This is a genomic window from Streptomyces sp. YPW6 (assembly GCF_018866325.1).
GTDB lineage: Bacteria > Actinomycetota > Actinomycetes > Streptomycetales > Streptomycetaceae > Streptomyces.
This window is the reverse complement of the sequence record NZ_CP076457.1, coordinates 6,942,517-6,963,299: the sequence shown is the minus strand read 5'-3', so window position 1 is coordinate 6,963,299 and position 20,783 is coordinate 6,942,517. Positions and strand designations below refer to the sequence as shown.

Annotated in this window: 25 protein-coding genes and 1 riboswitch; of the genes, 17 read left to right on the top strand and 8 right to left on the bottom strand. The window is 72.8% G+C overall.

The window, feature by feature from the left end; all coding sequences use genetic code 11:
* Nucleotides 1-5: 5 nt before the first annotated feature.
* A complete protein-coding gene (locus tag KME66_RS30585) occupies nt 6-308 on the bottom strand; it encodes an urease subunit gamma (RefSeq protein WP_216328118.1) in 303 nt (100 codons plus the stop codon).
* 138 nt (nt 309-446) lie between these two features.
* Entirely contained in the window at nt 447-1,067 is a 621-nt protein-coding gene (locus KME66_RS30580) for a TetR/AcrR family transcriptional regulator (protein ID WP_216328116.1), read from the bottom strand.
* Nucleotides 1,068-1,191: 124 nt separating this feature from the next.
* On the opposite strand from KME66_RS30580, the gene KME66_RS30575 reads away from it, so the two are divergent.
* Nucleotides 1,192-2,181 (top strand): ABC transporter permease, encoded by a 990-nt coding sequence (locus KME66_RS30575; RefSeq protein ID WP_216328114.1) that lies wholly within the window; start codon nt 1,192-1,194, stop codon nt 2,179-2,181.
* Between the two features lie 125 nt (nt 2,182-2,306).
* Here KME66_RS30575 and KME66_RS30570 read toward each other — a convergent pair whose 3' ends face one another.
* Entirely contained in the window at nt 2,307-2,621 is a 315-nt protein-coding gene (locus KME66_RS30570) for a type II toxin-antitoxin system Phd/YefM family antitoxin (protein ID WP_216328112.1), read from the bottom strand.
* Between the two features lie 92 nt (nt 2,622-2,713).
* Between KME66_RS30570 and KME66_RS30565 the strand changes: the two genes are divergently transcribed.
* The 3 genes from KME66_RS30565 to KME66_RS30555 all read left to right on the top strand — a co-directional run bounded on the left by KME66_RS30565 (nt 2,714) and on the right by KME66_RS30555 (nt 4,720).
* Entirely contained in the window at nt 2,714-3,319 is a 606-nt protein-coding gene (locus tag KME66_RS30565; protein WP_216328110.1) for an ATP-dependent Clp protease proteolytic subunit, read from the top strand.
* Nucleotides 3,320-3,369: 50 nt separating this feature from the next.
* Nucleotides 3,370-3,690, top strand: coding sequence for a hypothetical protein (locus KME66_RS30560; protein ID WP_073224772.1), 321 nt, complete (start codon nt 3,370-3,372; stop codon nt 3,688-3,690).
* A 368-nt stretch (nt 3,691-4,058) separates the two neighbouring features.
* A riboswitch (cyclic di-AMP (ydaO/yuaA leader) is annotated at nt 4,059-4,243 on the top strand.
* Nucleotides 4,244-4,246: 3 nt separating this feature from the next.
* Nucleotides 4,247-4,720, top strand: a complete 474-nt coding sequence (locus KME66_RS30555; RefSeq protein ID WP_073224770.1) for a C40 family peptidase — start codon at nt 4,247-4,249, stop codon at nt 4,718-4,720.
* 54 nt (nt 4,721-4,774) lie between these two features.
* Here KME66_RS30555 and KME66_RS30550 read toward each other — a convergent pair whose 3' ends face one another.
* Nucleotides 4,775-5,497: a LysE family translocator gene (locus tag KME66_RS30550; RefSeq protein ID WP_216328109.1), complete on the bottom strand. Its 723-nt coding sequence runs from the start codon at nt 5,495-5,497 to the stop codon at nt 4,775-4,777.
* 74 nt (nt 5,498-5,571) lie between these two features.
* Between KME66_RS30550 and KME66_RS30545 the strand changes: the two genes are divergently transcribed.
* Nucleotides 5,572-6,513, top strand: coding sequence for a LysR family transcriptional regulator (locus KME66_RS30545; RefSeq protein WP_216328107.1), 942 nt, complete (start codon nt 5,572-5,574; stop codon nt 6,511-6,513).
* A gap of 288 nt (nt 6,514-6,801) precedes the next feature.
* On the opposite strand, the gene KME66_RS30540 is transcribed toward KME66_RS30545, so the two are convergent.
* Nucleotides 6,802-7,233 carry an ATP-binding protein gene (locus KME66_RS30540; RefSeq protein ID WP_073224764.1) on the bottom strand — a complete coding sequence of 144 codons (432 nt, stop codon included), beginning with the start codon at nt 7,231-7,233 and terminating at the stop codon, nt 6,802-6,804.
* A 236-nt stretch (nt 7,234-7,469) separates the two neighbouring features.
* On the opposite strand from KME66_RS30540, the gene KME66_RS30535 reads away from it, so the two are divergent.
* Both KME66_RS30535 and KME66_RS30530 read left to right on the top strand, forming a co-directional pair.
* A complete protein-coding gene (locus KME66_RS30535; protein ID WP_216328105.1) occupies nt 7,470-8,336 on the top strand; it encodes a helix-turn-helix transcriptional regulator in 867 nt (288 codons plus the stop codon).
* Between the two features lie 52 nt (nt 8,337-8,388).
* Entirely contained in the window at nt 8,389-8,613 is a 225-nt protein-coding gene (locus KME66_RS30530) for a DUF397 domain-containing protein (protein ID WP_236726442.1), read from the top strand.
* On the opposite strand, the gene KME66_RS30525 is transcribed toward KME66_RS30530, so the two are convergent.
* The gene (locus KME66_RS30525; RefSeq protein ID WP_216329702.1) at nt 8,606-9,751 is read right to left on the bottom strand and encodes an 8-amino-7-oxononanoate synthase; all 1,146 of its coding nucleotides are present in this window, start codon (nt 9,749-9,751) and stop codon (nt 8,606-8,608) included. The two genes, KME66_RS30530 and KME66_RS30525, sit on opposite strands and share 8 nt — an antisense overlap.
* 63 nt (nt 9,752-9,814) lie before the next feature.
* On the opposite strand from KME66_RS30525, the gene bioB reads away from it, so the two are divergent.
* The 4 genes from bioB (at nt 9,815) to KME66_RS30505 (ending at nt 14,115) form a co-directional block, all read left to right on the top strand.
* Nucleotides 9,815-11,086, top strand: coding sequence for a biotin synthase BioB (bioB, locus tag KME66_RS30520; RefSeq protein WP_073224758.1), 1,272 nt, complete (start codon nt 9,815-9,817; stop codon nt 11,084-11,086).
* Nucleotides 11,079-12,440 (top strand): adenosylmethionine--8-amino-7-oxononanoate transaminase, encoded by a 1,362-nt coding sequence (locus KME66_RS30515; protein ID WP_216328103.1) that lies wholly within the window; start codon nt 11,079-11,081, stop codon nt 12,438-12,440. The genes bioB and KME66_RS30515 overlap by 8 nt, the downstream gene beginning before the upstream one ends.
* Nucleotides 12,441-12,446: 6 nt before the next feature.
* Complete coding sequence (gene bioD / locus KME66_RS30510; protein ID WP_216328101.1) at nt 12,447-13,148, top strand: dethiobiotin synthase; 702 nt, start codon at nt 12,447-12,449, stop codon at nt 13,146-13,148.
* Between the two features lie 283 nt (nt 13,149-13,431).
* On the top strand, nt 13,432-14,115 hold the full coding sequence (locus KME66_RS30505) for a class I SAM-dependent methyltransferase (protein ID WP_216328099.1): 684 nt from the start codon (nt 13,432-13,434) through the stop codon (nt 14,113-14,115).
* A gap of 3 nt (nt 14,116-14,118) precedes the next feature.
* Here KME66_RS30505 and KME66_RS30500 read toward each other — a convergent pair whose 3' ends face one another.
* The gene (locus KME66_RS30500) at nt 14,119-14,490 is read right to left on the bottom strand and encodes a fic family toxin-antitoxin system, toxin component (protein ID WP_073224750.1); all 372 of its coding nucleotides are present in this window, start codon (nt 14,488-14,490) and stop codon (nt 14,119-14,121) included.
* A complete protein-coding gene (locus KME66_RS30495; protein ID WP_216328097.1) occupies nt 14,487-14,714 on the bottom strand; it encodes an antitoxin in 228 nt (75 codons plus the stop codon). The genes KME66_RS30500 and KME66_RS30495 overlap by 4 nt, the downstream gene beginning before the upstream one ends.
* A 95-nt stretch (nt 14,715-14,809) precedes the next feature.
* Here KME66_RS30495 and KME66_RS30490 point away from each other — a divergent pair, with 95 nt between their 5' ends.
* The 6 genes from KME66_RS30490 (at nt 14,810) to mug (ending at nt 20,713) form a co-directional block, all read left to right on the top strand.
* On the top strand, nt 14,810-15,250 hold the full coding sequence (locus tag KME66_RS30490; protein WP_216328095.1) for a GNAT family N-acetyltransferase: 441 nt from the start codon (nt 14,810-14,812) through the stop codon (nt 15,248-15,250).
* 105 nt (nt 15,251-15,355) lie between these two features.
* Nucleotides 15,356-16,693 carry a hemolysin family protein gene (locus KME66_RS30485; protein ID WP_073224745.1) on the top strand — a complete coding sequence of 446 codons (1,338 nt, stop codon included), beginning with the start codon at nt 15,356-15,358 and terminating at the stop codon, nt 16,691-16,693.
* Nucleotides 16,690-17,709: a hemolysin family protein gene (locus KME66_RS30480; RefSeq protein ID WP_073224743.1), complete on the top strand. Its 1,020-nt coding sequence runs from the start codon at nt 16,690-16,692 to the stop codon at nt 17,707-17,709. Before KME66_RS30485 ends, KME66_RS30480 begins: the two co-directional genes overlap by 4 nt.
* A 51-nt stretch (nt 17,710-17,760) precedes the next feature.
* A complete protein-coding gene (locus KME66_RS30475) occupies nt 17,761-18,609 on the top strand; it encodes an SGNH/GDSL hydrolase family protein (protein ID WP_073224741.1) in 849 nt (282 codons plus the stop codon).
* Nucleotides 18,610-18,685: 76 nt separating this feature from the next.
* Nucleotides 18,686-20,128 carry an adenylosuccinate lyase gene (gene purB, locus KME66_RS30470; protein WP_216328093.1) on the top strand — a complete coding sequence of 481 codons (1,443 nt, stop codon included), beginning with the start codon at nt 18,686-18,688 and terminating at the stop codon, nt 20,126-20,128.
* A 36-nt stretch (nt 20,129-20,164) separates the two neighbouring features.
* Entirely contained in the window at nt 20,165-20,713 is a 549-nt protein-coding gene (gene mug / locus KME66_RS30465; RefSeq protein ID WP_216328091.1) for a G/U mismatch-specific DNA glycosylase, read from the top strand.
* Nucleotides 20,714-20,783: the final 70 nt, after the last annotated feature.

The following is a 20,783-nucleotide window of genomic DNA, read 5'->3' as shown; positions in this document are numbered from 1 at the left end:
CCCCGTCAGGCGATCGGGTCGTGGACGGTCACGAGCTTCGTGCCGTCGGGGAAGGTGGCCTCGACCTGGACGTCGTGGAGCATCTCGGGGATGCCTTCCATGACGTCGTCCCGGGTGAGCAACTTTCTTCCGGATGCCATGAGTTCGGCGACGGTGCGGCCGTCCCGGGCGCCTTCCAGCAGATGGGCGGTGATCAGGGCGACGGCCTCGGGGTGGTTGAGCTTCAGCCCGCGTGCACGGCGCTTCTCGGCCACGTCGGCGGCCACATGGATGAGCAGACGCTCCTGCTCGTGCGGGGTCAGTTGCACGCTTCCACCTCATCGTCTTCCGCCCGGTTCCTGGCTCCGGACGCAGCGGGACACTATCCCCGTTCAACAACTCGTTGAACGGGAAGGGCGGCCTCGCGACCAGGCATTGCACGTTAGGGCGGAAGTTTTTCCATTGCGTTAACTGATCTTTTGCGGGGTGATGGACATCAGGCCGCGCAACCCGTTCGCCACCACCTCGGGGCGCACGTCCCCGAAGAGCGCTTCCTGGACGAGGAAGCCCTGCGCCACCGCGATCATCGTGCGGGCCACGTCGTCGCCGGACACCTCGCCCCGCAGGGTCCCGGCGGCACGGTAGGCGTCGACGAGCTCCGCCCAGGCGACGCGCATGGCGCCGTAGCCCTCGTCGAGGAGCGCGGACAGCCGGTCGTCGCGCAGCGTCTCGGACCAGAGCTGGACCACGAGCGCGGCGAACGTGCGGCGCTCCAGGCCGTGCACCCGCCCCGACAGCACCCCGCCGAGCACCCGGCCGAGCAGCGCGTCCGGGGTGGGCGGCGGGGTCATGCGGGCAGCGTCCTCGAAGGCGCCGCGAATGACGAGGAAGGTCTCCTCGGTGATGGCCGCGATGATGTCCTCCTTGCCCGGGAAGTAGCGGTAGACCGCACCGGCGGAGAGCCCCACCTCCTTGAGGACGTCCTGCATGGACGTGGCGTGGAATCCGTTGCGGGCGAAGCAGCGCGCCGCGCCGTCGAGGATCTGACGGCGGCGGGCGTCGAGGTGTTCCTGGGATACGCGGGCCATGATCCCAATCTAAAACGAACATTCCTTCTTGACAATCGAAGGAGCCGCGCCGACAGTGGGAACCCATAGAAGAACGAACGATCATTCTCTTTGCGACCCGCCCGTCGCACGAATCGAGGCCCCCATGCCCACCGCACCCAACCGCCGCGCGGTGGCGGTGATCCTGCTGGTCCCCCTGATGGTGACCCTCGCCCTCTGGGCCTTCGCCTGGCCCGCGGCCCGGATCGCGCCGCGCGACCTCCCGGTCGGCGTGGCGGGCGCCGCCCCGGCCGCTCAGCAGCTCGAGCAGCGGTTCGAGCAGCGCGACGGCGCCTTCGAGGTGCACCGTTACGCCGACGAGGCCGCCGCCCGCACCGCGATCGAGGACCGGGTCGTATACGGAGCCGTCGTCGCCACGCCCGAGGGGCCGCACCTGCTCACCGCTTCGGCGGCGGGCCCCGTCGTCTCCCAGCTGCTGCGCGAGGCCGTGACCACGTCCGTCCCGGAGGGCACGCGGGTCGAGGTCACCGATGTGGTCGCCGCACCGGCCGGGGACCCGCGCGGCGGCGCGCTGGGCGCGAGCATCCTGCCGCTGGCCCTCGCGGGGATGGCGGCCGGCGCCGTCGTCACTCTCATGGGACTGCGCGGGGCGCGCGGCGCGCTGGCCCTGCTGGGCGCGTCCGCACTGGTGGGGCTCGCCGCCACGGCCCTGACACACAACTGGCTCGGCGTGGTCGCGGGCGACTGGTGGACGGAGGCGGGCGTGTTCGCGCTCACGGTGCTGGCCATCGGTTCGGGGGTCGCGGGGCTCGCCGCCCTGCTCGGGTCGCGCGGCATCGGACTCGGCGCCCTGCTGATGGTGCTGCTGGGCAACTCCTTCTCGGGGGTCACCAGCGCACCGCAGCTGCTGCCCGAGCCCGTCGGGGCGATCGGCCAGTGGCTGCCGCCGGGTGCGGGCGGTTCCCTGCTCCGCTCGGTCGCCTTCTTCGACGGGAGCGCGGCGAGCGGGCCCCTCGTGACGCTCTCGCTCTGGTCGGTCGCCGGACTGGCGGCGGTGCTCCTCGCACGGCGGACGCCGAAGCCCGCCGCACCGACGCCCGGCGAGCCCGCCCGGGAGCCGGCCCTGGCCGGCTGAGCACCGGATCCGGACGAGCCGAAGCCGGGCGCCCCTCCTCGGAGAGGGGCGCCCGGCTTCGGCTCGTCCTGCGGCGGTCGGGGCCGACGGAGCGCCGGACCGGTACGCCGGGCCCGGCGGGAGCGTCAGGCGTTCCGGCCGCCGTCGTCGCCGTTGCCCGTGCCGTTGCCGTCGTGGGGGCGGTGCTCGGCGGCGATGCCGAACCTGCGCCGTTCGCCCTGAGCGGAGGGCGCGGAGCCGATCGAGGAGACCGAGCTGATCACCCGCTCCTCGGCAGCAGCCTCCTCCGCTTCGAGTCGTTGCAGGTCAGCGGCGGAGACCAGCGCGACGAGCGGCTTGCCGTGCCGTGTCACCACGACGCGTTCGCCGCCGTAGACGACGCGGTTGATCAGTTCGGCGAGCTCCGCCCGTGCTTGCGTCACCGGAATCTCGTAGGCCATAGTCCCCATCATAACCTTCTGTACGTCCTGTACATTTTTTACGCATGGCTGGACGCCCAGACGGATGGTCAGCTCCAGAAGAGAGGCATGCCATGATCCGCCCTGCCGCCCGCTACGTCCTTCCCGAGTTCACCGAGCACACCGCGACCGGGACCCGGACGCAGGACCCGTACTCCAAGCTGCTGTCCGAGCGGATCGTCCTCCTCGGCAGCCCGATCGACGACACCGCCGCGAGCGATCTCATCGCCCAGCTGATGTATCTGGAGCACGCCGATCCGGACCGGCCCCTGTCGCTGTACATCAACTCCCCCGGCGGTTCGTTCCAGGCGATGGCGGCGGTCTACGACACGATGCAGTTCCTGACCTGCGAGGTGGAGACCTTCTGCCTGGGGCAGGCCGGCTCCTGGGCGGCGGCCCTGCTGGCGGCCGGGGCGAAGGGGCGGCGACATGCCCTGCCCGGCGCGCGGGTAGTCATCCAGCAGCCCGCACTGGAGGAGCCGCTGCGGGGCCAGCCGTCCGACCTGGAGATCCACGCGCGCGAACTGGTGCGCACCCGCGAGATGTTCGCGGCCATGCTGGTCCGGCACACGGGCCGGACCGCGGAGCAGGTCGCCGCCGACATCGAGCGCGACACCATCCTCGACGCGAAGGCCGCCCTCGCCCACGGGCTGGTCGACCACGTCGTGGAGAACCGCTGACCCACCCGGCCGCCGTACGACCGGCGCCGACGACGCGAGGTGAAACGCCGATGGAGCCACCCGAGTTCCCGCCCCTGCCGGCGCTGACCCGCGCCGAGGGCGAGTTCGTCGACTGCTATCTGGCCGTGCTCGACCAGGTGGGCCGGATCAACCCGGCGCACGGCGGCGACACCTACAGCGCGCTGCGGGCCGCCCAGGCCCTGGCCTCCGGGGCGGCGGCCCTGCGCGACGCCCTGGCCCTGATGCACGAGCGCGGCGAGTCGCGGCTCCACGCCGCCACCCTGGCGCGGGCCCTGCGCCTCCTGGACGGGGAGCGCCGGGCGGGCCGGGTCGCGATGCCTCCGCCGGTGAACCGGCCGCCGGCGAACTGACCCGCAGTGAACTGAGCGGCCCCGCGCACCGGGAGCGCACTACGGGAGCGAACCGGTCTTCCCGGCGCACGACACGCCCGATCCGCCGATCACTTTTCCTCGCTCGTTCGGCGTAGGTGATCACCCGCGCGAGCGACACCCCAACTTGCGCCCCGAGCGCGGCCCGTACTCGACAGGCGCCCTTTCCTCCCTGGTACGAGGGTGTGCGCCGGGCTCGTCGGCGAGCGCGAATCCGGACTGTCCACCTGAACGGATCAGCGGTGAGGAGACTCACACATGGCTGTTTCAGCTCGGAAATCCGGCACGGAGTGCGTCAAGATCCCTGGGACGACAAGCCCCCGCCGCCGCGGCGGGGCGGTCCGGGCGGACGCCGAGTCCTGCCGCCGCCCGGATGACGGGTCGACAGGAGTGGATCGGCAGGAGTGGAGGACCCGAGCACAACGGGCCGACCGGGAGACCGGGAAGCCCTCGGGGTGAAGCCGCGACGCGGCCGGGCGACTTCGCCAGCCCGAACCCGACAGGTCATCCTTCACAGGCGGCTGACGAAGGGTTGCGCATGTCTGCGCAGGTTCATGTCCCGTCTCTGTTCGCCCGGGTCGGTACGGCTTCGGCCCTCACCCTCGCGGTGACGTCCTCGCTGCTGGCGCCCGGTCTGGTGAGCGACGCCGAGGCCGCCACCGCCCACTCGACAAAGGCCCTGAAGGTCGCCGCGTCGAAGAAGGGGGCTCCCTACAAGTACGGAGCGTCGGGCCCCAGCCGCTTCGACTGCTCGGGGCTGACGCTCTACTCGTTCAAGAAGGCCGGCAAGAAGCTTCCCCGCACGGCGCAGCAGCAGTACAACAAGACCCGCCCCGTCGCGAAGTCGCAGCGCAAACGCGGCGACCTCGTCTTCTTCCATGCGGGGCGCAGCGTCTACCACGTGGGCATCTACGCCGGGGCCGGGAAGATCTGGCACTCCCCCAAATCGGGGGACGTGGTGCGACTGGCGAAGATCTGGTCGAAGAGCGTCTGGTACGGAAGGGTCCGCTGACCCACCGGCCGGACGCTCTTCCCTTGCGGGCACCTCCCGTACCGCGCGTCGGCCTCAGCGCAGCAGCGGGCCGGTGACCAGGGCGAGCCCCAGTCCGGTGAGCGCGACCCCGCTGCCGCCCTCGATGGCGCGGGCGGTACGCGGGCGGCGCAGCCACCGGCCCAGCCGGTCGACGAGCAGGGCGACGGCCGGGAACCAGATCAGCGCCAGCACCACCACCAGGGCCGCGAGCAACAGGGTCCTGGGCAGCGGCGGATGGCCGTCGGGCACGAACTGCGGCAGCAGGCTGAGGAAGAGGACCGGGGCCTTCGGGTTGAGCGCGTTGGTCAGGAATCCCTGGCGCAGCGCGCGCCCGACCTCTCCGGGCGCGTGCTGTCCCGGGGCACTCCCCGGTTCGCTCCCCGGCGCACTCCCCGGCGCACTCCCCGGCGCACTCCCTGGCGCACGGGAGGGCGCAGCCGGAGGCGTACCGTCGCCGCCGTCCTGCGCCGGGCGGCGGCGGATCGCGTACAGCGCGCTGAGCCCGAGGTAGAGGACGTACACGCCACCGAGCAGTTGGACGGTGCGGAAGAGCACCGGCATCGTCACCAGCACCGCGGCGAGTCCGGCCACGGCGAGCGCGGTGTGCACCAACAGACCCCCGGCGACGCCGAACGCCGAGGCGAGGCCGGCGGTGCGGGAGGCCAGGGCGTTGCGCACGACGACGGTGAAGTCGGCGCCGGGCAGCGCGACCATACCGGCGGCGACCCCGGTGAAGGCGATCAGCTGTGCGTCCATGAGGTCCACCTTGGACCTGCGGAGCCTTTAGCGTGTACTTGCAATCTTCTGGGTCTGCCTAAAGGAACGCTTTCATGTACGACCCGACACGACTCGTGGCCCTCGTGGCGGTCGCGGAGGCCGGATCGATCACCCGGGCCGCGGCGCGCCTCGGCTACACCGCCCCCGCGCTCTCGCAGCAGCTGGCCAAGCTGGAGCGGGAGGCGGGGGCTGCCCTGCTGGTGCGCCATCATCGCGGGGCGCGGCTGACGGCGGCGGGCGAACTGCTGGCGGGCCGGGCCCGCCGGGTGCTGGACGAACTGGACCAGGCGCGGCACGAGCTGGCGCAGCTGGCCGGGCTCTCGGGCGGCAGGCTGCGGGTGGGGACGTTCACGACGGCCGGGATCCATCTGCTGCCGCCCGTCCTGAGCGCCTTCCGGCGGGCCCATCCCGAGGTGGAGCTGGCCGTCGCCGACCACGAACCGCCCGGTGGGATCGCCGCGGTGGCCGCGGGTGAGGTGGACCTCGCTCTGACGCACGCCTACGAACCGGGGGCGGTCGGACCGCCGCCGGCGGGTGTGCTCGTCGACCCCCTCCTGGTCGAGGAGCTGGTGCTGGTCACATCGGTGGGGCACCGGCTCGCGGAGGGCACCGGGCGGCTGCCGGTCGGCGAGCTGGCGGGGCGGCCGCTGATCAGCAGTGCGCCGACCCATCCGCCCCGGAGCGGGGTCGAGAACGCGCTCGCCGCGGTGGGGGCGACGCCCGCGGTGGTCTGTGAGTCGCCCGGCTACGCGCTGGTGTGCGCGCTGGTGAGTGCGGGGCTCGGCGTGGCGGTGGTGCCGGAGATGGTCGCCTCGATGGCGGCGGCCCCGCTGTCCGTCCGGCGGCTGGAGCCCGCGTCGTTCCGCCGGACGATCTCGGTGGTGCACCGGGGCGACCGGTCGAGCGCGGCGGCCGCGACGCTGCTCGCGCTGCTGCGGAGCGGTTTCGGCCGTGGGGGTTCGGCCCCGGGGCCGAACCGGACCGCGGCGGGCTGATCCGCTCCGGCAACCTCTCCGGAGGCCGCACCGACGGGTGGGCCGGGATCCGCGCCGACCGGCCGGATGAGCTCTCCGGGACCCGCACCGACCGGTGACCCCGGGCCCGCGCCGGCCCGTCGGATCACCCCTGCGGAACCCGGACCCCGATGTGCCGACGGGCCGGCGCCGGCCCGTCGGCACATCGGGGTCCGGGTGACCGGTCGGCGCATCGGGAGCTGGGCGGCCCGTCGGCACATCGGGATCCGGGCGGCCCGTCGGCACATCGGGGTCCGGGTCCCCACCGCATCAGCCCTGGATCGCGACGGCCCACGGGAGCGCGATCCAGACCGTCTTGCCGCCCTCGGCGGTCGGGGTGACCTGGAGCCGTCCGCCGCGCTCCTTGGCCAGCATCCGGATGATGACCATGCCCCGGCCGTTGTCCTGCCGCACGGCGGCGGGAAGTCGCTGCGGCCACCGGGGGTGACTGTCCGTGACGCCGAGGTAGAGCTCTTCATCGCGTTCGAGGCGCAGGTCCACGGTGAAGGTGGGCGACTGGCCGAACGTGTGCTGCACGGCGTTGGTGGCCAGCTCCGAGACGATCAGCCGGATGGTGTCGGCGAATTCGCTGTCGTCGGGCAGGCCCCATTCGGCCAGGGTCCTGGCGACATGTCTGCGGGCCGCGGAGACCGAGACCGGCTCGCTCGGCAGAGTGACGGTTGCTTCCTGATGGTCCGCCATGGCGACACCGCCCCTTTCCCGCCCCGGGCCGAGCGAGGGTCGGCCGGGATCGTGCTTCGCGCCAGACTGCCATTGATGCAGCTCCCTGTAACGAGGTTCAGCCAAGATATGCATATATCTGTCGCTCGAAGCGGTGAATTCGGGACCCGTACGGCGAGGGCGGGCGGCACACTGGCCCCTCTGCGGGCCGGTCCCGGCGACGGCTCGGCCCCTCCCGACAGCAGAAGGAGACCGGCATGCTGCACGGCCCCGTCGTCCGGCGGCGCAAGCTCGGTGAGGAGCTGCGGAGCCTGCGCCACGCCTCCGGGATGACCAGCCGCGAGGTGGCGGGGCTGCTCGGCTGGCACCAGTCGAAGGTGAGCCGTATCGAGACCGGTGCGAGCGGGGTGACGCCCGCCGACGTCTCCCGGCTGCTGGACGTCTACGCGGTGCGCGACCCGCAGTTGCGTTCCCTGCTCGCAGCCCTCGCGGGGTCGGCCGGCGGCGGCGGGTCGGGCTGGTGGCACGCCTACCGCGGACTGATCCCGCCGCAGTACCGCGACTTCATCAGCCTGGAGTCGCAGGCCAGTACGGTCCGGACGCTGGAGACCTCGGTGGTGCCGGGGCTGCTCCAGACCGCCGGGTACGCACGTGCCGTGACCCGCGCGTCGCTGGACGGGCTGCCGGACGGCCGGCTCGATTCGCTGGTCGAGGTCCGGCTGGCCCGCCAGCGGGTGCTGCGCGCGAGCCCGCCGCTGCGGTTCACGGCGGTGCTGGACGAGGCGGTGCTCCACCGTGAGGTGGGCGGCCCCGCAGTGATGCGGGACCAGTTGCAGCATCTGGCCCAGGTGGCGCAGCTGCCTCATGTGCGGCTGCAGTTGCTGCCGTTCTCGGTGGGCGGGTACGTCGGACTCACCGGACCTTTCGTCATCTTCTCCTTTCCGAACATTTCTGATCTGGATGTGGTCGTTCTTGACCACTTGACGAGTAGCCTCTATCTGGAGCGGAGAGAAGACCTTGAGGCGTACAGCTCGGCCTTCCAGACCTTGCAGGCGCACGCGCTGTCGCCCGAACGCTCGCTGGACCTCATCACCGAGATCGGACACAGCTTCAGACGCAGCTGAGGGAGCCGCCATGTCAGAGAGACGCGCACGGCCCGACGCACCGCAGCCACCGATGCCACCGCCGTCCACGGCGGCTGCCGCCCCGCGGTGGCGGCGCAGCAGCCGCTCGACCGGGATGAACAACTGCGTGGAGACCGCGCTGCTTCGCGGCGCGCTCCTCGCCGTACGCGACTCGAAGGACGTGGACCGGCCGCCGCTGCGGTTCTCGGCGGCGGCCTGGACGAGCTTCGTGGACGGGCTCGGTCCGCGCGGAGCCGGTCCACGGTCCGTCAGCTGACCTCGGCGTCGGCCTGCCGGGGAGCGGTGGCGACGATCGTGGCCACCGCGTTCGCGATCTGCTCCTCGGTCAGGTCGGCGCGCGCGGTCAGCCGCAACCGGGAGATGCCGTCCGGAACCGACGGCGGACGGAAGCAGCCCACCGCCATTCCGGCCGTGCGGCAGTCGGCCGCCCAGCGCACCGCCGCGTCCGCCGACGGCGCCCGGACGGAGACGACGGCCGCGTCGGGCCTCACCGCCTCCAGCCCGGCGGCGGTGAGCCGCGTGTACAGCGCGATGGCCACCTCACGGGCGCGGGCGGCCCGTTCGGGCTCCCGGCGCAGCACCCCCAGAGCACCGAGCGCGCCGCCGGCGGCCGCCGGGGCGAGGCCGGTGTCGAAGATGAACGTCCGGGCCGTGTTGACCAGGTGATCGATGACCCGGGCGGGCCCCAGGACCGCTCCGCCCTGGCTGCCCAGCGACTTGGACAGGGTGAGCGTGGCCACGACCCCGTCGCCGCCGGCCAGTCCGGCCGCAGCGAGCGCTCCTCGTCCGCCGTCGCCGAGGACACCGAGGCCGTGGGCGTCGTCGACCAGCAGGGCGGCGTTCGCGGAGCGGCAGATCCCGGCCAGGGCCGGGAGCGGAGCGGCGTCTCCGTCGACGGAGAAGACCGAGTCGGTGACCGCGAGGGCCCGTCCGTCATGGGCCCCGAACGCCTTGGCGACCGCTTCCGGATCGGCGTGGGGAACCACGGCGGTCGCGGCGCGGGAGAGCCGGCAGCCGTCCACGATCGAGGCGTGGTTGCCCGCGTCGGAGACGATGAGGGAACCGCGCCCGGACAGCGCGGTCAGCGCGGCGAGGTTGGCCGCGTACCCGGAGGAGAGCACGAGGGCCGCCTCGAAACCGCAGAACGCGGCCAGTTCCCGTTCGAGTTCGGCGTGCAGGGCGGTGGAGCCGGTGACCAGCCGGGATCCGGTGGCGCCCGCTCCCCAGCGGTGCGCGGCGGCGGCCGCGGCGGCGGTGACCTCCGGATGCCGGGTGAGGCCCAGGTAGTCGTTGCTCGCGAGGTCCAGCAGTTCCGGCTCCGCGTCGCGCGGACGCAGGGTGCGTACGAGTCCGGCGGCGGGCGCCGGTCGTCCAGTCGAACAGGAACGGGACAGGGGTCCCTAGCCGGGTGCGCAGCAGGTCAGAGTGGCCGGTGACGTAGGCCAGGATCATCTTTCATGGACCTGCTGAACACGCTGGTGGACAAGGGGCTGCGGCGCGAACTGCCGACCCGCGAAGAAGCGCTCGCCGTACTGGCGACCTCCGACGACGAACTGCTCGACGTGGTGGCCGCCGCCGGGAAGGTGCGCCGTCAGTGGTTCGGGCGGCGCGTCAAGCTCAACTATCTGGTCAACCTGAAGTCGGGGCTCTGCCCCGAGGACTGCTCCTACTGCTCGCAGCGGCTCGGCTCGACGGCCGGAATCCTCAAGTACACCTGGCTGAAGCCGGAGGAGGCCTCCAAGGCGGCCGCCGCCGGGGTGGCGGGCGGCGCGAAGCGGGTCTGCCTGGTGGCGAGCGGGCGCGGCCCCACGGACCGGGACGTGGACCGGGTCACCAGGACCATCGAGACCATCAAGGAGGAGAACGAGGGCATCGAGGTCTGCGCCTGCCTCGGTCTGCTCTCCGACGGCCAGGCCGACCGGCTGCGTACGGCGGGCGCCGACGCGTACAACCACAACCTGAACACGTCCGAGGAGACGTACGGGGCGATCACCACCACCCACACCTACGCGGACCGGGTGGAGACCGTGCAGCAGGCCCAGGCCGCCGGGCTCTCGGCGTGTTCCGGGCTGATCGCCGGGATGGGCGAGAGCGACAAGGACCTGGTCGACGTGGTGTTCGCGCTGCGCGACCTGGACCCGGACTCGGTGCCGGTGAACTTCCTGATCCCGTTCGAGGGGACGCCGCTCGCCAAGGAGTGGAACCTCACCCCGCAGCGCTGCCTGCGCATCCTGGCGATGGTCCGCTTCGTCTGCCCGGACGTCGAGGTGCGGCTCGCGGGCGGCCGTGAGGTGCACCTGCGCTCGATGCAGCCGCTGGCGCTGCACCTGGTCAACTCGATCTTCCTGGGCGACTACCTGACGAGTGAGGGCCAGGCGGGTCAGGCCGACCTGGACATGATCGCGGACGCCGGTTTCGAGGTGGAGGGCGCGGGCACGACGACGCTGCCGCGCCACCGGGCCGACGCCCCGGCCGGCGGCTGCGGTACGGCGGCGGAGCCGGCCGGATGCGGCACACAGGAGTCCGCGGGCTGCGGCTCGCACGGGGGCGGCGGCTGCGGGCCGTGCGGCGGCCACGCGGAGCAGGAGCGGGAACCGGTGGCGGTCGCCGGCGCGGACACCGGGGAGGACGTTCCGGCCGCGCGCACGGAGGCGAACGGCGCGGCGCGTACGGACCTGGTGGCAGTGCGCCGGCGCGGCGCGGGGACGGATCTCGCCCCCAATGCCTGAGCCGTACGCCCCCGTGGTCCCGGCGCCCGCCGCGCACGGCGCACCCGCCACGCCGAAGCCGTACACCCCCGACGAACTGCGGGCGCTCGACCGCGCGCACGTCTGGCATCCGTACGGTCCGATGCCCGGCCGCCAGGAACCGCTGGTCGTGGAGTCGGCCTCCGGGGTACGGCTCAGGCTCGCCGAACCCGTCGAGGGGCAGCGCGAGCTGGTGGACGGCATGTCGTCCTGGTGGTCGGCGGTGCACGGCTACAACCACCCGGTCCTCAACGAGGCCGCACGCGGTCAGTTGGACCGGATGAGCCATGTGATGTTCGGCGGGCTCACGCACGAGCCCGCCGTCCGGCTGGCGGCCCGGCTGGTGGAGATCACCCCCGAGCCGCTTCAGCACGTCTTCCTCGCCGACTCGGGATCCGTGTCGGTCGAGGTCGCGGTCAAGATGTGCCTGCAGTACTGGCGTTCGGCCGGCCGGCCGGACAAGCGGCGGCTGCTGACCTGGCGCGGGGGCTACCACGGGGACACCTGGCAGCCGATGTCCGTGTGCGACCCGGAGGGCGGGATGCACGAGCTGTGGTCGGGCTCCCTGCCCCGCCAGGTCTTCGCCGACCCTCCGCCGGACGGCTTCGACGCGGAGCCGGACCCCGGGTACGTCGCGCATCTGCGGGAGCTGATCGCCGCGCACGCCGATGAGGTGGCGGCGGTCGTCGTGGAGCCGGTCGTACAGGGGGCCGGCGGGATGCGGTTCCACTCCCCCGCCTATCTGCGGGTGCTGCGCGAGGCGTGCGACGAGCACGACGTGCTGCTGGTCCTCGACGAGATCGCGACCGGGTTCGGGCGTACGGGCAGACTGTTCGCCGCCGGGCACGCCGGGATCTCCCCGGACGTCATGTGCGTCGGCAAGGCGCTGACCGGCGGCTATCTCACGATGGCGGCGACGCTGTGCACCACCCGGGTGGCCGAGGGCATCTCCGGCGGCGAGGTGCCGGTGCTGGCGCACGGGCCGACGTTCATGGGCAATCCGCTGGCCGCCTCTGTGGCCTCGGCCTCGGTGGACCTGCTGCTGGGGCAGGACTGGGAGGGCGAGGTCGCGCGGATCGGCGCGGGGCTGCGCTCCGGGCTCGCTCCCGCCGCGGACCTCGCGGGTGTGGTGGACGTACGGGTCCTCGGGGCGATCGGGGTCGTCCAGCTCGACCACGAGGTGGACATGGCGGCGGCGACCCGCGCGGCCGTGCGCGAGGGCGTGTGGCTGCGGCCGTTCCGCGACCTCGTGTATACGATGCCGCCGTACGTCACGGGCGACGAGGACGTGGCCCGCATCTGCCGGGCCGTGTGTGCCGCGGCACGGGAGGGCTGAAGCGACATGCCGACGATTCTGGTGGTGTCCGGTACGGGCACGGAGATCGGCAAGACGGTGGTGACCGCCGCGGTGGCGGCTGCCGCGCGGGACCGCCGGGTCGCCGTGCTCAAGCCCGCCCAGACCGGGCTGGCCCCCGGGGAGCCGGGCGACGCGGCCGAGGTCGCGCGGCTGGCCGGGAGCCATGTGACGGCGGTCGAACTGGCCCGGTTCCCGGAGCCGTTGGCCCCGGCCACGGCCGCCCGGCGGGCGGGTCTCGCTCCGGTGCGTCCGTTCGAGGTCGCCGAGGCGGCTCAGAAGCTGGCCGCCGAGCACGACCTCGTGCTGGTGGAGGGCGCGGGCGGGCTGCTCGTACGGTTCGACGACGAGGGCGGCACGCTCGCGGACGCGGCCCGGCTGCTGTCCGCCCCGGTGCTGGTGGTGGCCCCCGCCGGTCTGGGCACCCTGAACGCCACCGCGTTGACGGCCGAGGCGCTGCGGAGCCGGGGGCTGGGCTGCCGGGGTGTGGTGATCGGCAGCATGCCCGCGGAGCCGGACCTCGCGTCCCGGTGCAACGTCGAGGACCTGCCGTTGGCGGCCGGTGCGCCCCTGCTGGGCGCGGTACCGGCCGGTGCGGGTGCGCTGCCGGGCGCGGACTTCGCGGCGGGCGCGGCGCGGTGGCTCGCTCCGGAGCTGGGTGGCAGCTGGGCGGGAGCCGGACGGCACTGAGCGACCCGGATCTCCGCTCGGGCGGCGGGAGCCCGGAGGGGAGACCCGGGGTTGTCGGGGAGCTGGGGACGACTGCGAGCCCTTCGACAACGGTCCCCCGGACCGCTTGGAAACGGCTCCCCGAACCGCTCGGGGGCGGTCCCGGGCAGTTCAGGGACGGCCCCGGACGGCCCCGGGCCGTTCCCCGATCGAGGGCGGTCCCGGGGGCCATGGGGGCTATCCGGAGGCAATCCGGGGGAGAATCGTCCAGGGCCTGTCTCCCACTCCGTAACGGAGGTCCGTCATGCGGCTGCGCAGCAGGAAACTCCCCCGGGACGCCGTGCACCACCCGGTCTTCGCCCGCTTCTACGCCCGCTTCAGCGTGGCAGCCGACCAGCGGGGCGGCGTGGCCGCCTACCGTCAGGAGCTGCTGTCGGGGCTTTCCGGCCGGGTCATCGAGGTCGGTGCGGGAAACGGGCTGAACTTCGCCCGCTACCCCCGCGCCGTCTCGGAGGTCGTGGCGCTGGAGCCGGAACGCTCGCTGCGGCAGCTCGCGGTCCGCGCCGCTCTGCGCGCCGAGGTGCCGGTGGACGTGGTGCCGGGGGCGGCCGAGGCACTGCCGGTCAAGAGCGAGGCGTTCGACGGGGCGGTGGCGTCCCTGGTCCTGTGCACCGTACGGGATCTGCCCCGGGCGCTCGCCGAGATCAAGCGGGTCCTGCGGCCCGGCGGCGAACTGCGCTTCTTCGAGCACGGGCTGGCCCCGGGACGGGCGCTGGCCACGGCGCAGCGGGCGGCCGACCGGACCCTGTGGCCGCTGTTCTTCGGCGGCTGTCACACGGCCCGGGACCCACTGGCCGCGATCGAGGCGGCGGGCTTCGAACTGGGCACCTACCGCAGGCTCGACATCCCGGAGAGGGGGCTGCGGACACCCTCGTCGCCCTGTGTCCTGGGCGTGGCCCGCAAGCCGTTCACACAGGAAGGGGGCTGAGCCTCACACACTCCACTGGCGCAGTTCGTCGGCGATGGCCCGTACGTCGGCCTTGCCCTGCTTCACCAGCAGCGCCAGGTCACGGACCTGCTCGGGCGAGGTGATGACCTTGAGCCCGGAGGCGACGAGGTAGCCGTAGGCGACGGCCGAGGCGAACATCGCGTTGGAGTGTTCGAGCGCGGGGACGTGCAGCAGCAACTGCAACAGGGCGGCAGCCCGGGTGTGCGGGTCGCTGTAGACGGTGCTGCCGAAGATCTCCGCGTCATGGCGGGCGACGGCGGCGACCAACGCGCCCCAGTCGACGACCTGCGGGTCTCCGGGCGTCTTGTGCTCGGCGACCATCAGCAGCCAGGCGAGGTCGATCCGCAGGTTCAACGGGTGCCTTCGCGCTCCGGGCCGAACTCCTCGGCGAACACCGACTCGTACTGCTTCATGAAGTCCGCCGCGGCCTCGACGAAGGTGTGTCCCACCTCGCCCGCGTCCTGCTGGACGAGCTCCTCTATGTAGCGGTTCACGCTCACCCCCCTCTGCAGCGCGCGCTGCCGCGCGGCCTCGGCGGTGGCCTCGTCCACTCGGACGTTCAGCTGGGTCTTGGGCACCCGTCCACGCTAGCGCGGTCGCGCTAGCACCGGCAAGGGGAGCGGGCGACCGCCCTGCGGAACACGGTCGACGCCCCGGTGCGGCGGATGGTGGGATGGCCGCCATGGACGATCCCTCACTGTCGACACGGTCCGCGACCCCGGCCGATCTGGACGCGGTCCTGGCTTTCTGGAAGGTGGCCGCCGAGGGCACCAGCATCAGCGACGACGGGGACGGGGTAGCCCGCCTGGTGGAACGGGACCCCGACGCATTGATCCTGGCCGAGCGGGGAGGGGCGCTGGTCGGCACCGTCATCGCGGGCTTCGACGGCTGGCGCTGCCATCTCTACCGCCTCGCGGTCCACCCGGACCAGCGGCGCCGGGGCGTCGGGAGCACCCTGCTCGCTGCGGCGGAAGAGCGCTTCACGGCCCTGGGCGGGCGGCGCGCCGACGCCATGGTCCTCGACCGCAACACCTCCGCCCACCACGCCTGGCGCGCGGCGGGATACGGGCCCGAGCCGCAGTGGAGCCGCTGGGTTCGGCATCTGACGGACTGACGCGGTAGGAGGGGCCCCCACTGGGCAGATGCCTACGATGACCATGCTCCACCGACACCGCGCGGTCCCCCCGCCCCTGCCCGATCATGGGACGGAGGTGAACCGATGACCGAAGTGCTTCTGCTGCTCGTCGCCCTGCTGCTCTGCGTCGCCTGCGGTGCGTTCGTCGCCGCGGAGTTCTCCCTGACCACGGTGGAGCGCAGCGAACTCGAACGGGCTGCCGAGCAGGGTGAGCGCGGTGCCGCGAGCGCGCTCAAAGCCGTCCGGAGTCTCACGTTCCAGCTCTCGGGGGCACAGCTCGGCATCACCGTCACCAACCTGGTGATCGGCATGCTCTCCGAGCCGTCCATCGCCAAGCTGATCCGTGGCCCCGTCGAGGCGGCGGGGCTTCATCCGGCCGCCGCGTCCACCCTGGCCCTGGTCATCGGTACGGCGCTGTCCACGGTGGTTCTGATGGTGGTCGGGGAGCTGGTCCCGAAGAACTGGGCGATCTCCTCCCCGCTGGCCGTGGCGAAGGCGGTGGCGACCCCGCAACGGGGCTTCACCGCGGTGTTCCGGCCCTTCATCAGCCATCTGAACAACACCGCCAACCGGATCGTGCGCCGCTTCGGTCTGGAGCCGACCGAGGAGCTGGCCTCCGCCCGCAGCCCGCAGGAGCTGGTGGCACTGGCCCGGCACTCCGCGAAGGAGGGTGCGCTGGAGGCGGACACCGCCGAGCTGTTCGTCCGCACCCTGAACCTCTCGGAGCTGACGGCGGAGAACGTGATGACCCCGCGGGTCCAGGTGACCGCGCTGGAGCTGCACGCGACGGCGGAGGACGTCGCCAATGCCACGCGGGCGACCGGTCTGTCCCGCTTCCCCGTCTACCGGGGCAGCCTGGACACCGTGGTCGGCGTGGCCCACATCAAGGACGTCCTGGCGGTCCCCGCCGACCGGCGGGCCCGTACCCGGGTCTCGGAAGTGCTGCGTGAACCCCTGCTCGTACCGGAGACGCTCACCGTGGACACCCTGCTGGACCGCTTGTCGGGCAAGCTCGCCATGGCGGTGGTGATCGACGAGTACGGCGGTACGGCGGGGGTCGCGACGCTGGAGGACATCGTGGAGGAGGTCGTCGGCGAGGTCCGCGACGAGCACGACCCGCACGAGACGCCCGACCTGGCGGCAGCGGGCGAGGACGCCGACGGCCGCACGCTGTGGTCGGCCGACGGTGCGGCGCGCACCGACCAGCTCCGCAGGATCGGTCTGCGGGTGCCGGAGGGGCCCTACGAGACCCTGGCCGGGCTGATCGCCGCCGAGCTCGGACGGATCCCGACGGTGGACGACAGCGTCGAGCTGGCGGGCTGGCGGATCGACGTGGTGGACGCGTCGGGCCGCCGGGCCGCGCGAGCCCTGCTGCACGCCCCGCTGCCGGGGTCCGAGGACCGGACGGAGGAGCAGCGGTGATCGTTCTCCAGCTCTTCATCGGCCTGCTGACCCTCGTGGCCAACGCCTTCTTCGTCGGTGCCGAGTTCGCGCTGATCTCGGTGCGCCGCAGCCAGATCGAGCCGGAGGCCGAGGCCGGCAACCGGCGGGCCCGCAGTGTCATCTGGGGCCTGGAGCACGTCTCCGCACTGCTCGCCGCGGCCCAGCTCGGCATCACCCTCTGCACCCTGGTGCTCGGCATCGTCGCCGAACCGGCCATCGCGCATCTGCTGGAGCCGGTCTTCGACGCGGTCGGGGTGCCGCACGGTCTGGTGCACCCGCTGTCGTTCGTCATCGCCCTGAGCGTGGCGACGTACCTGCACATGCTGCTGGGCGAGATGGTCCCGAAGAACATCGCCCTGGCCGAACCGGCCCGCAGCGCACTGCTCCTGGGCCCGCCGCTGGTCGCGATGGCGCGGGCCCTGCGACCGGTGATCTTCGCGGTGAACGCGTTCGCCAACGCCCTGCTCACGCTGTTGCGGGTGGAGGCGAAGGACGAGGTCTCCGCGACGTTCTCGGACGACGAGCTGGCCCGGATGGTGCAGGACGCCGGGGACGCCGGGCTGGTCGACGACCGTTCCGCGCAGCGCCTCCACCACGCTCTGGAGCTGGGGCGGCGGCCGGTGCGGGACGTGGTGATGCCGGTCGACCGGGTGCTGTACGCCAGGGTCGGCACGACTCCGGAGGAGTTGGAGCGGCTCTCGTCCGAATCCGGGTTCTCCCGCTTCCCGGTGATGGACAGCGAGCAGCGCATCCTCGGGTACCTCCATGTGAAGGACGCCCTGGACGCCATGCCCCGCGACGTTCCCTTCCCGGTGTCGGCGCTGCGGCCGATCGCCCGGGTGCGGGCGGCGACCCCGCTGGACGACGTGCTGACCGCGCTGCGCCGCAGCCGCACCCATCTGGCGGCGGTCCTCGACGAGGACGGGCGGCTGGCGGGCATGGTGACGATGGAGGACGTGCTGCGCGAACTCGTCGGACGGCCGGGGTCCCGCTGACCCGCCGGCCGGCTGGCCCACCGGCGTACCGACCGGTACGCTCATCGGGCCATGGAACTGAATGCCTCCTACACCAGTCTCGTCGCGGTCGGCGACTCGTTCACCGAGGGCATGTCGGACCTGCTCGCCGACGGTACGTACCGGGGCTGGGCCGACGTCCTCGCCGCCCGGCTCGCGGTCCGGTCCCCCGGCTTCCGGTACGCCAACCTCGCCGTGCGCGGGAAGCTCATCGGCCAGATCGTCGACGAGCAGGTGGCGGCGGCCGCCGCACTCCAGGCCGACGTGGTCACGCTCGTGGGCGGGCTCAACGACACGTTGCGCCCGAAGTGCGACATGGGGATGGTCCGGGGCCGGCTCGAAGAGGCCGTGGAGCGTCTCGCGCCCTCCTGCAAGCAGCTGGTGCTGATGCGCAGCCCCGGACGCAGCGGGCCGGTGTTCGACCGGTTCCGCCCGCGGATCGAGGCGCTCTTCGCCCTGATCGACGACCTGGCCGGGCAGCACGGCGCCGTGGTTGTGGACCTCTACTCCGCGCCCTCGATCGCCGACCCCCGGATGTGGGACGTCGACCGGCTCCACCTCACGGCCGAGGGCCACCGGCGCGTCGCCGAGGCCGTCTGGCAGACGCTGGGGCTGCCGGCCGAGCTGGACTGGCGCGCGCGGATGCCCGCGACCGCACCGCCGCGCTGGGCGGCCCGGCGGACGGAGGACATCCGCTTCGCCCGGCAGCACCTGGCACCCTGGATCGGACGACGGCTCACCGGCCGCTCCTCCGGTGACGGACGCTCGGGCGCCCAGTTCGACGCCGCGACGGGCCGGGCGTTCTGGATCACGCCCGCCGACGCCCGGAACCCCGGCCCGGTGACGGAATGGCGCCGCGCCGCATCCCCCGCTCCTTCGTAGCCGGCCCTCCTTCGTAGCAAGCCACGAACAGGGGCGCGGCGTCGGCCTGCACGAACCGCCAGTAGAATCCGTTCACGTGAACGCCGTGTCTGCGAAGCCTCGCATCCCCAATGTCCTGGCCGGCCGCTACGCCTCCGCGGAGCTGGCCGTCCTCTGGTCCCCCGAGCAGAAGGTGAAGCTGGAGCGTCAGCTGTGGCTGGCGGTGCTGCGTGCTCAGAAGGACCTCGGGATCGAGGTGCCCGACGCGGCGCTGAGCGACTACGAGCGGGTGCTGGACCAGGTGGACCTGGCCTCCATCGCCGAGCGCGAGAAGGTCACCCGGCATGACGTGAAGGCCCGGATCGAGGAGTTCAACGCGCTCGCCGGTCATGAGCAGGTCCACAAGGGCATGACCTCCCGGGACCTGACGGAGAACGTCGAGCAGCTGCAGATCCGGCTCTCGCTGGAGCTGATGCGCGACCGCACCGTGGCGGTGCTGGCCCGGCTCGGCAGGCTCGCGGCGGAGTACGGCGAGCTGGTGATCGCCGGACGCTCGCACAACGTCGCCGCACAGGCGACGACGCTGGGCAAGCGCTTCGCGACCGCCGCCGACGAGCTGCTCGTCGCCCACGGCCGCCTGGAGGACCTGCTCTCCCGCTATCCGCTGCGCGGGATCAAGGGGCCGGTCGGCACGGCGCAGGACATGCTGGACCTGCTCGGCGGCGACGCGGGCAAGCTCGCCGAGCTGGAGCAGCGCATCGCCGGTCATCTCGGCTTCGCCGAGGCGTTCACCTCGGTCGGCCAGGTCTACCCCCGGTCGCTCGACTACGACGTGGTCACCGCCCTGGTGCAGCTGGCCGCGGCGCCCTCCTCGGTGGCGAAGACCATCCGGCTGATGGCGGGCCACGAGCTGGTGACCGAGGGCTTCAAGCCCGGCCAGGTCGGCTCGTCCGCGATGCCGCACAAGATGAACACGCGCTCCTGCGAGCGGGTCAACGGGCTGATGGTGATCCTGCGCGGCTACGCCTCGATGACCGGCGAACTGGCGGGCGACCAGTGGAACGAGGGCGACGTGTCCTGCTCCGTGGTCCGCCGGGTGGCGCTCCCGGACGCGTTCTTCGCGTTCGACGGCCTCCTGGAGACCTTCCTGACGGTGCTGGACGAGTTCGGCGCGTTCCCCGCTGTCGTGGCGCGCGAGCTGGACCGCTACCTGCCGTTCCTGGCCACCACCAAGGTCCTGATGGGCGCGGTACGGGCCGGGGTCGGCCGCGAGCTGGCCCACGAGGCGATCAAGGAGAACGCGGTCGCCTCCGCCCTCGCGATGCGGGAGCAGGGCGCCGAGCGCAACGAACTGCTCGACAAGCTCGCCGCGGACGAGCGGATCCCGCTGGACCGCGCGCAGCTGGACGAGCTGATGGCCGACAAGCTCTCGTTCACGGGCGCCGCCGGTGACCAGGTGACGTCGCTGGTCGCCCGGATCGAGGAGATCACCAAGCAGCACCCCGAGGCCGCGGGGTACACCCCCGGCTCGATCCTCTGACCGCGACCGCCGTCACCGTATGACGCGCGAGGCCGTATGACCCCCGAAGAGCTGGCCGCCGCCCGCGGCCGCATCGTCCCCGATGTGGCCGCGGGCGGTCTGCGCGTGCTCTTCTGCGGGATCAACCCGAGCCTGACGACCGCGGTGACGGGCCACCACTTCGCCCACCCGGGGAACCGGTTCTGGCCGGTCCTGCACCGTTCCGGTTTCACCCCGCGGCAGTTGCGTCCGGCGGAGCAGGGCGAGCTGCTCGGTCTCGGACTCGGGATCACCAACGTGGTGGCGCGGGCCACGGCCCGGGCGGACGAGCTGGAGGCGGAGGAGTTCCGCGAGGGCGGGGCCGCACTGGCGGCCAAGGTGCGGCGGCTCGCCCCGCAGTGGCTCGCGGTCGTCGGCATCACCGCCTATCGCACGGCTTTCGGGGAGCCCCGGGCCCGTATCGGCCCCCAGGACCGCACGATCGGCGGCGCCCGTGTGTGGGCCCTCCCCAACCCCAGCGGCCTCAACGCCCACTGGACGGTACCGGCCATGGCCGAGGAGTACGGCCGGCTCCGGGAGGCCGTGCCCGACTGGCCGGGCTCGTGACGCACGCCTGGATCCGCCGCTCCGGGGCGGCCCAGGTTGCGGCTCGATACCGGCTTTCCTCGCTGGTCGC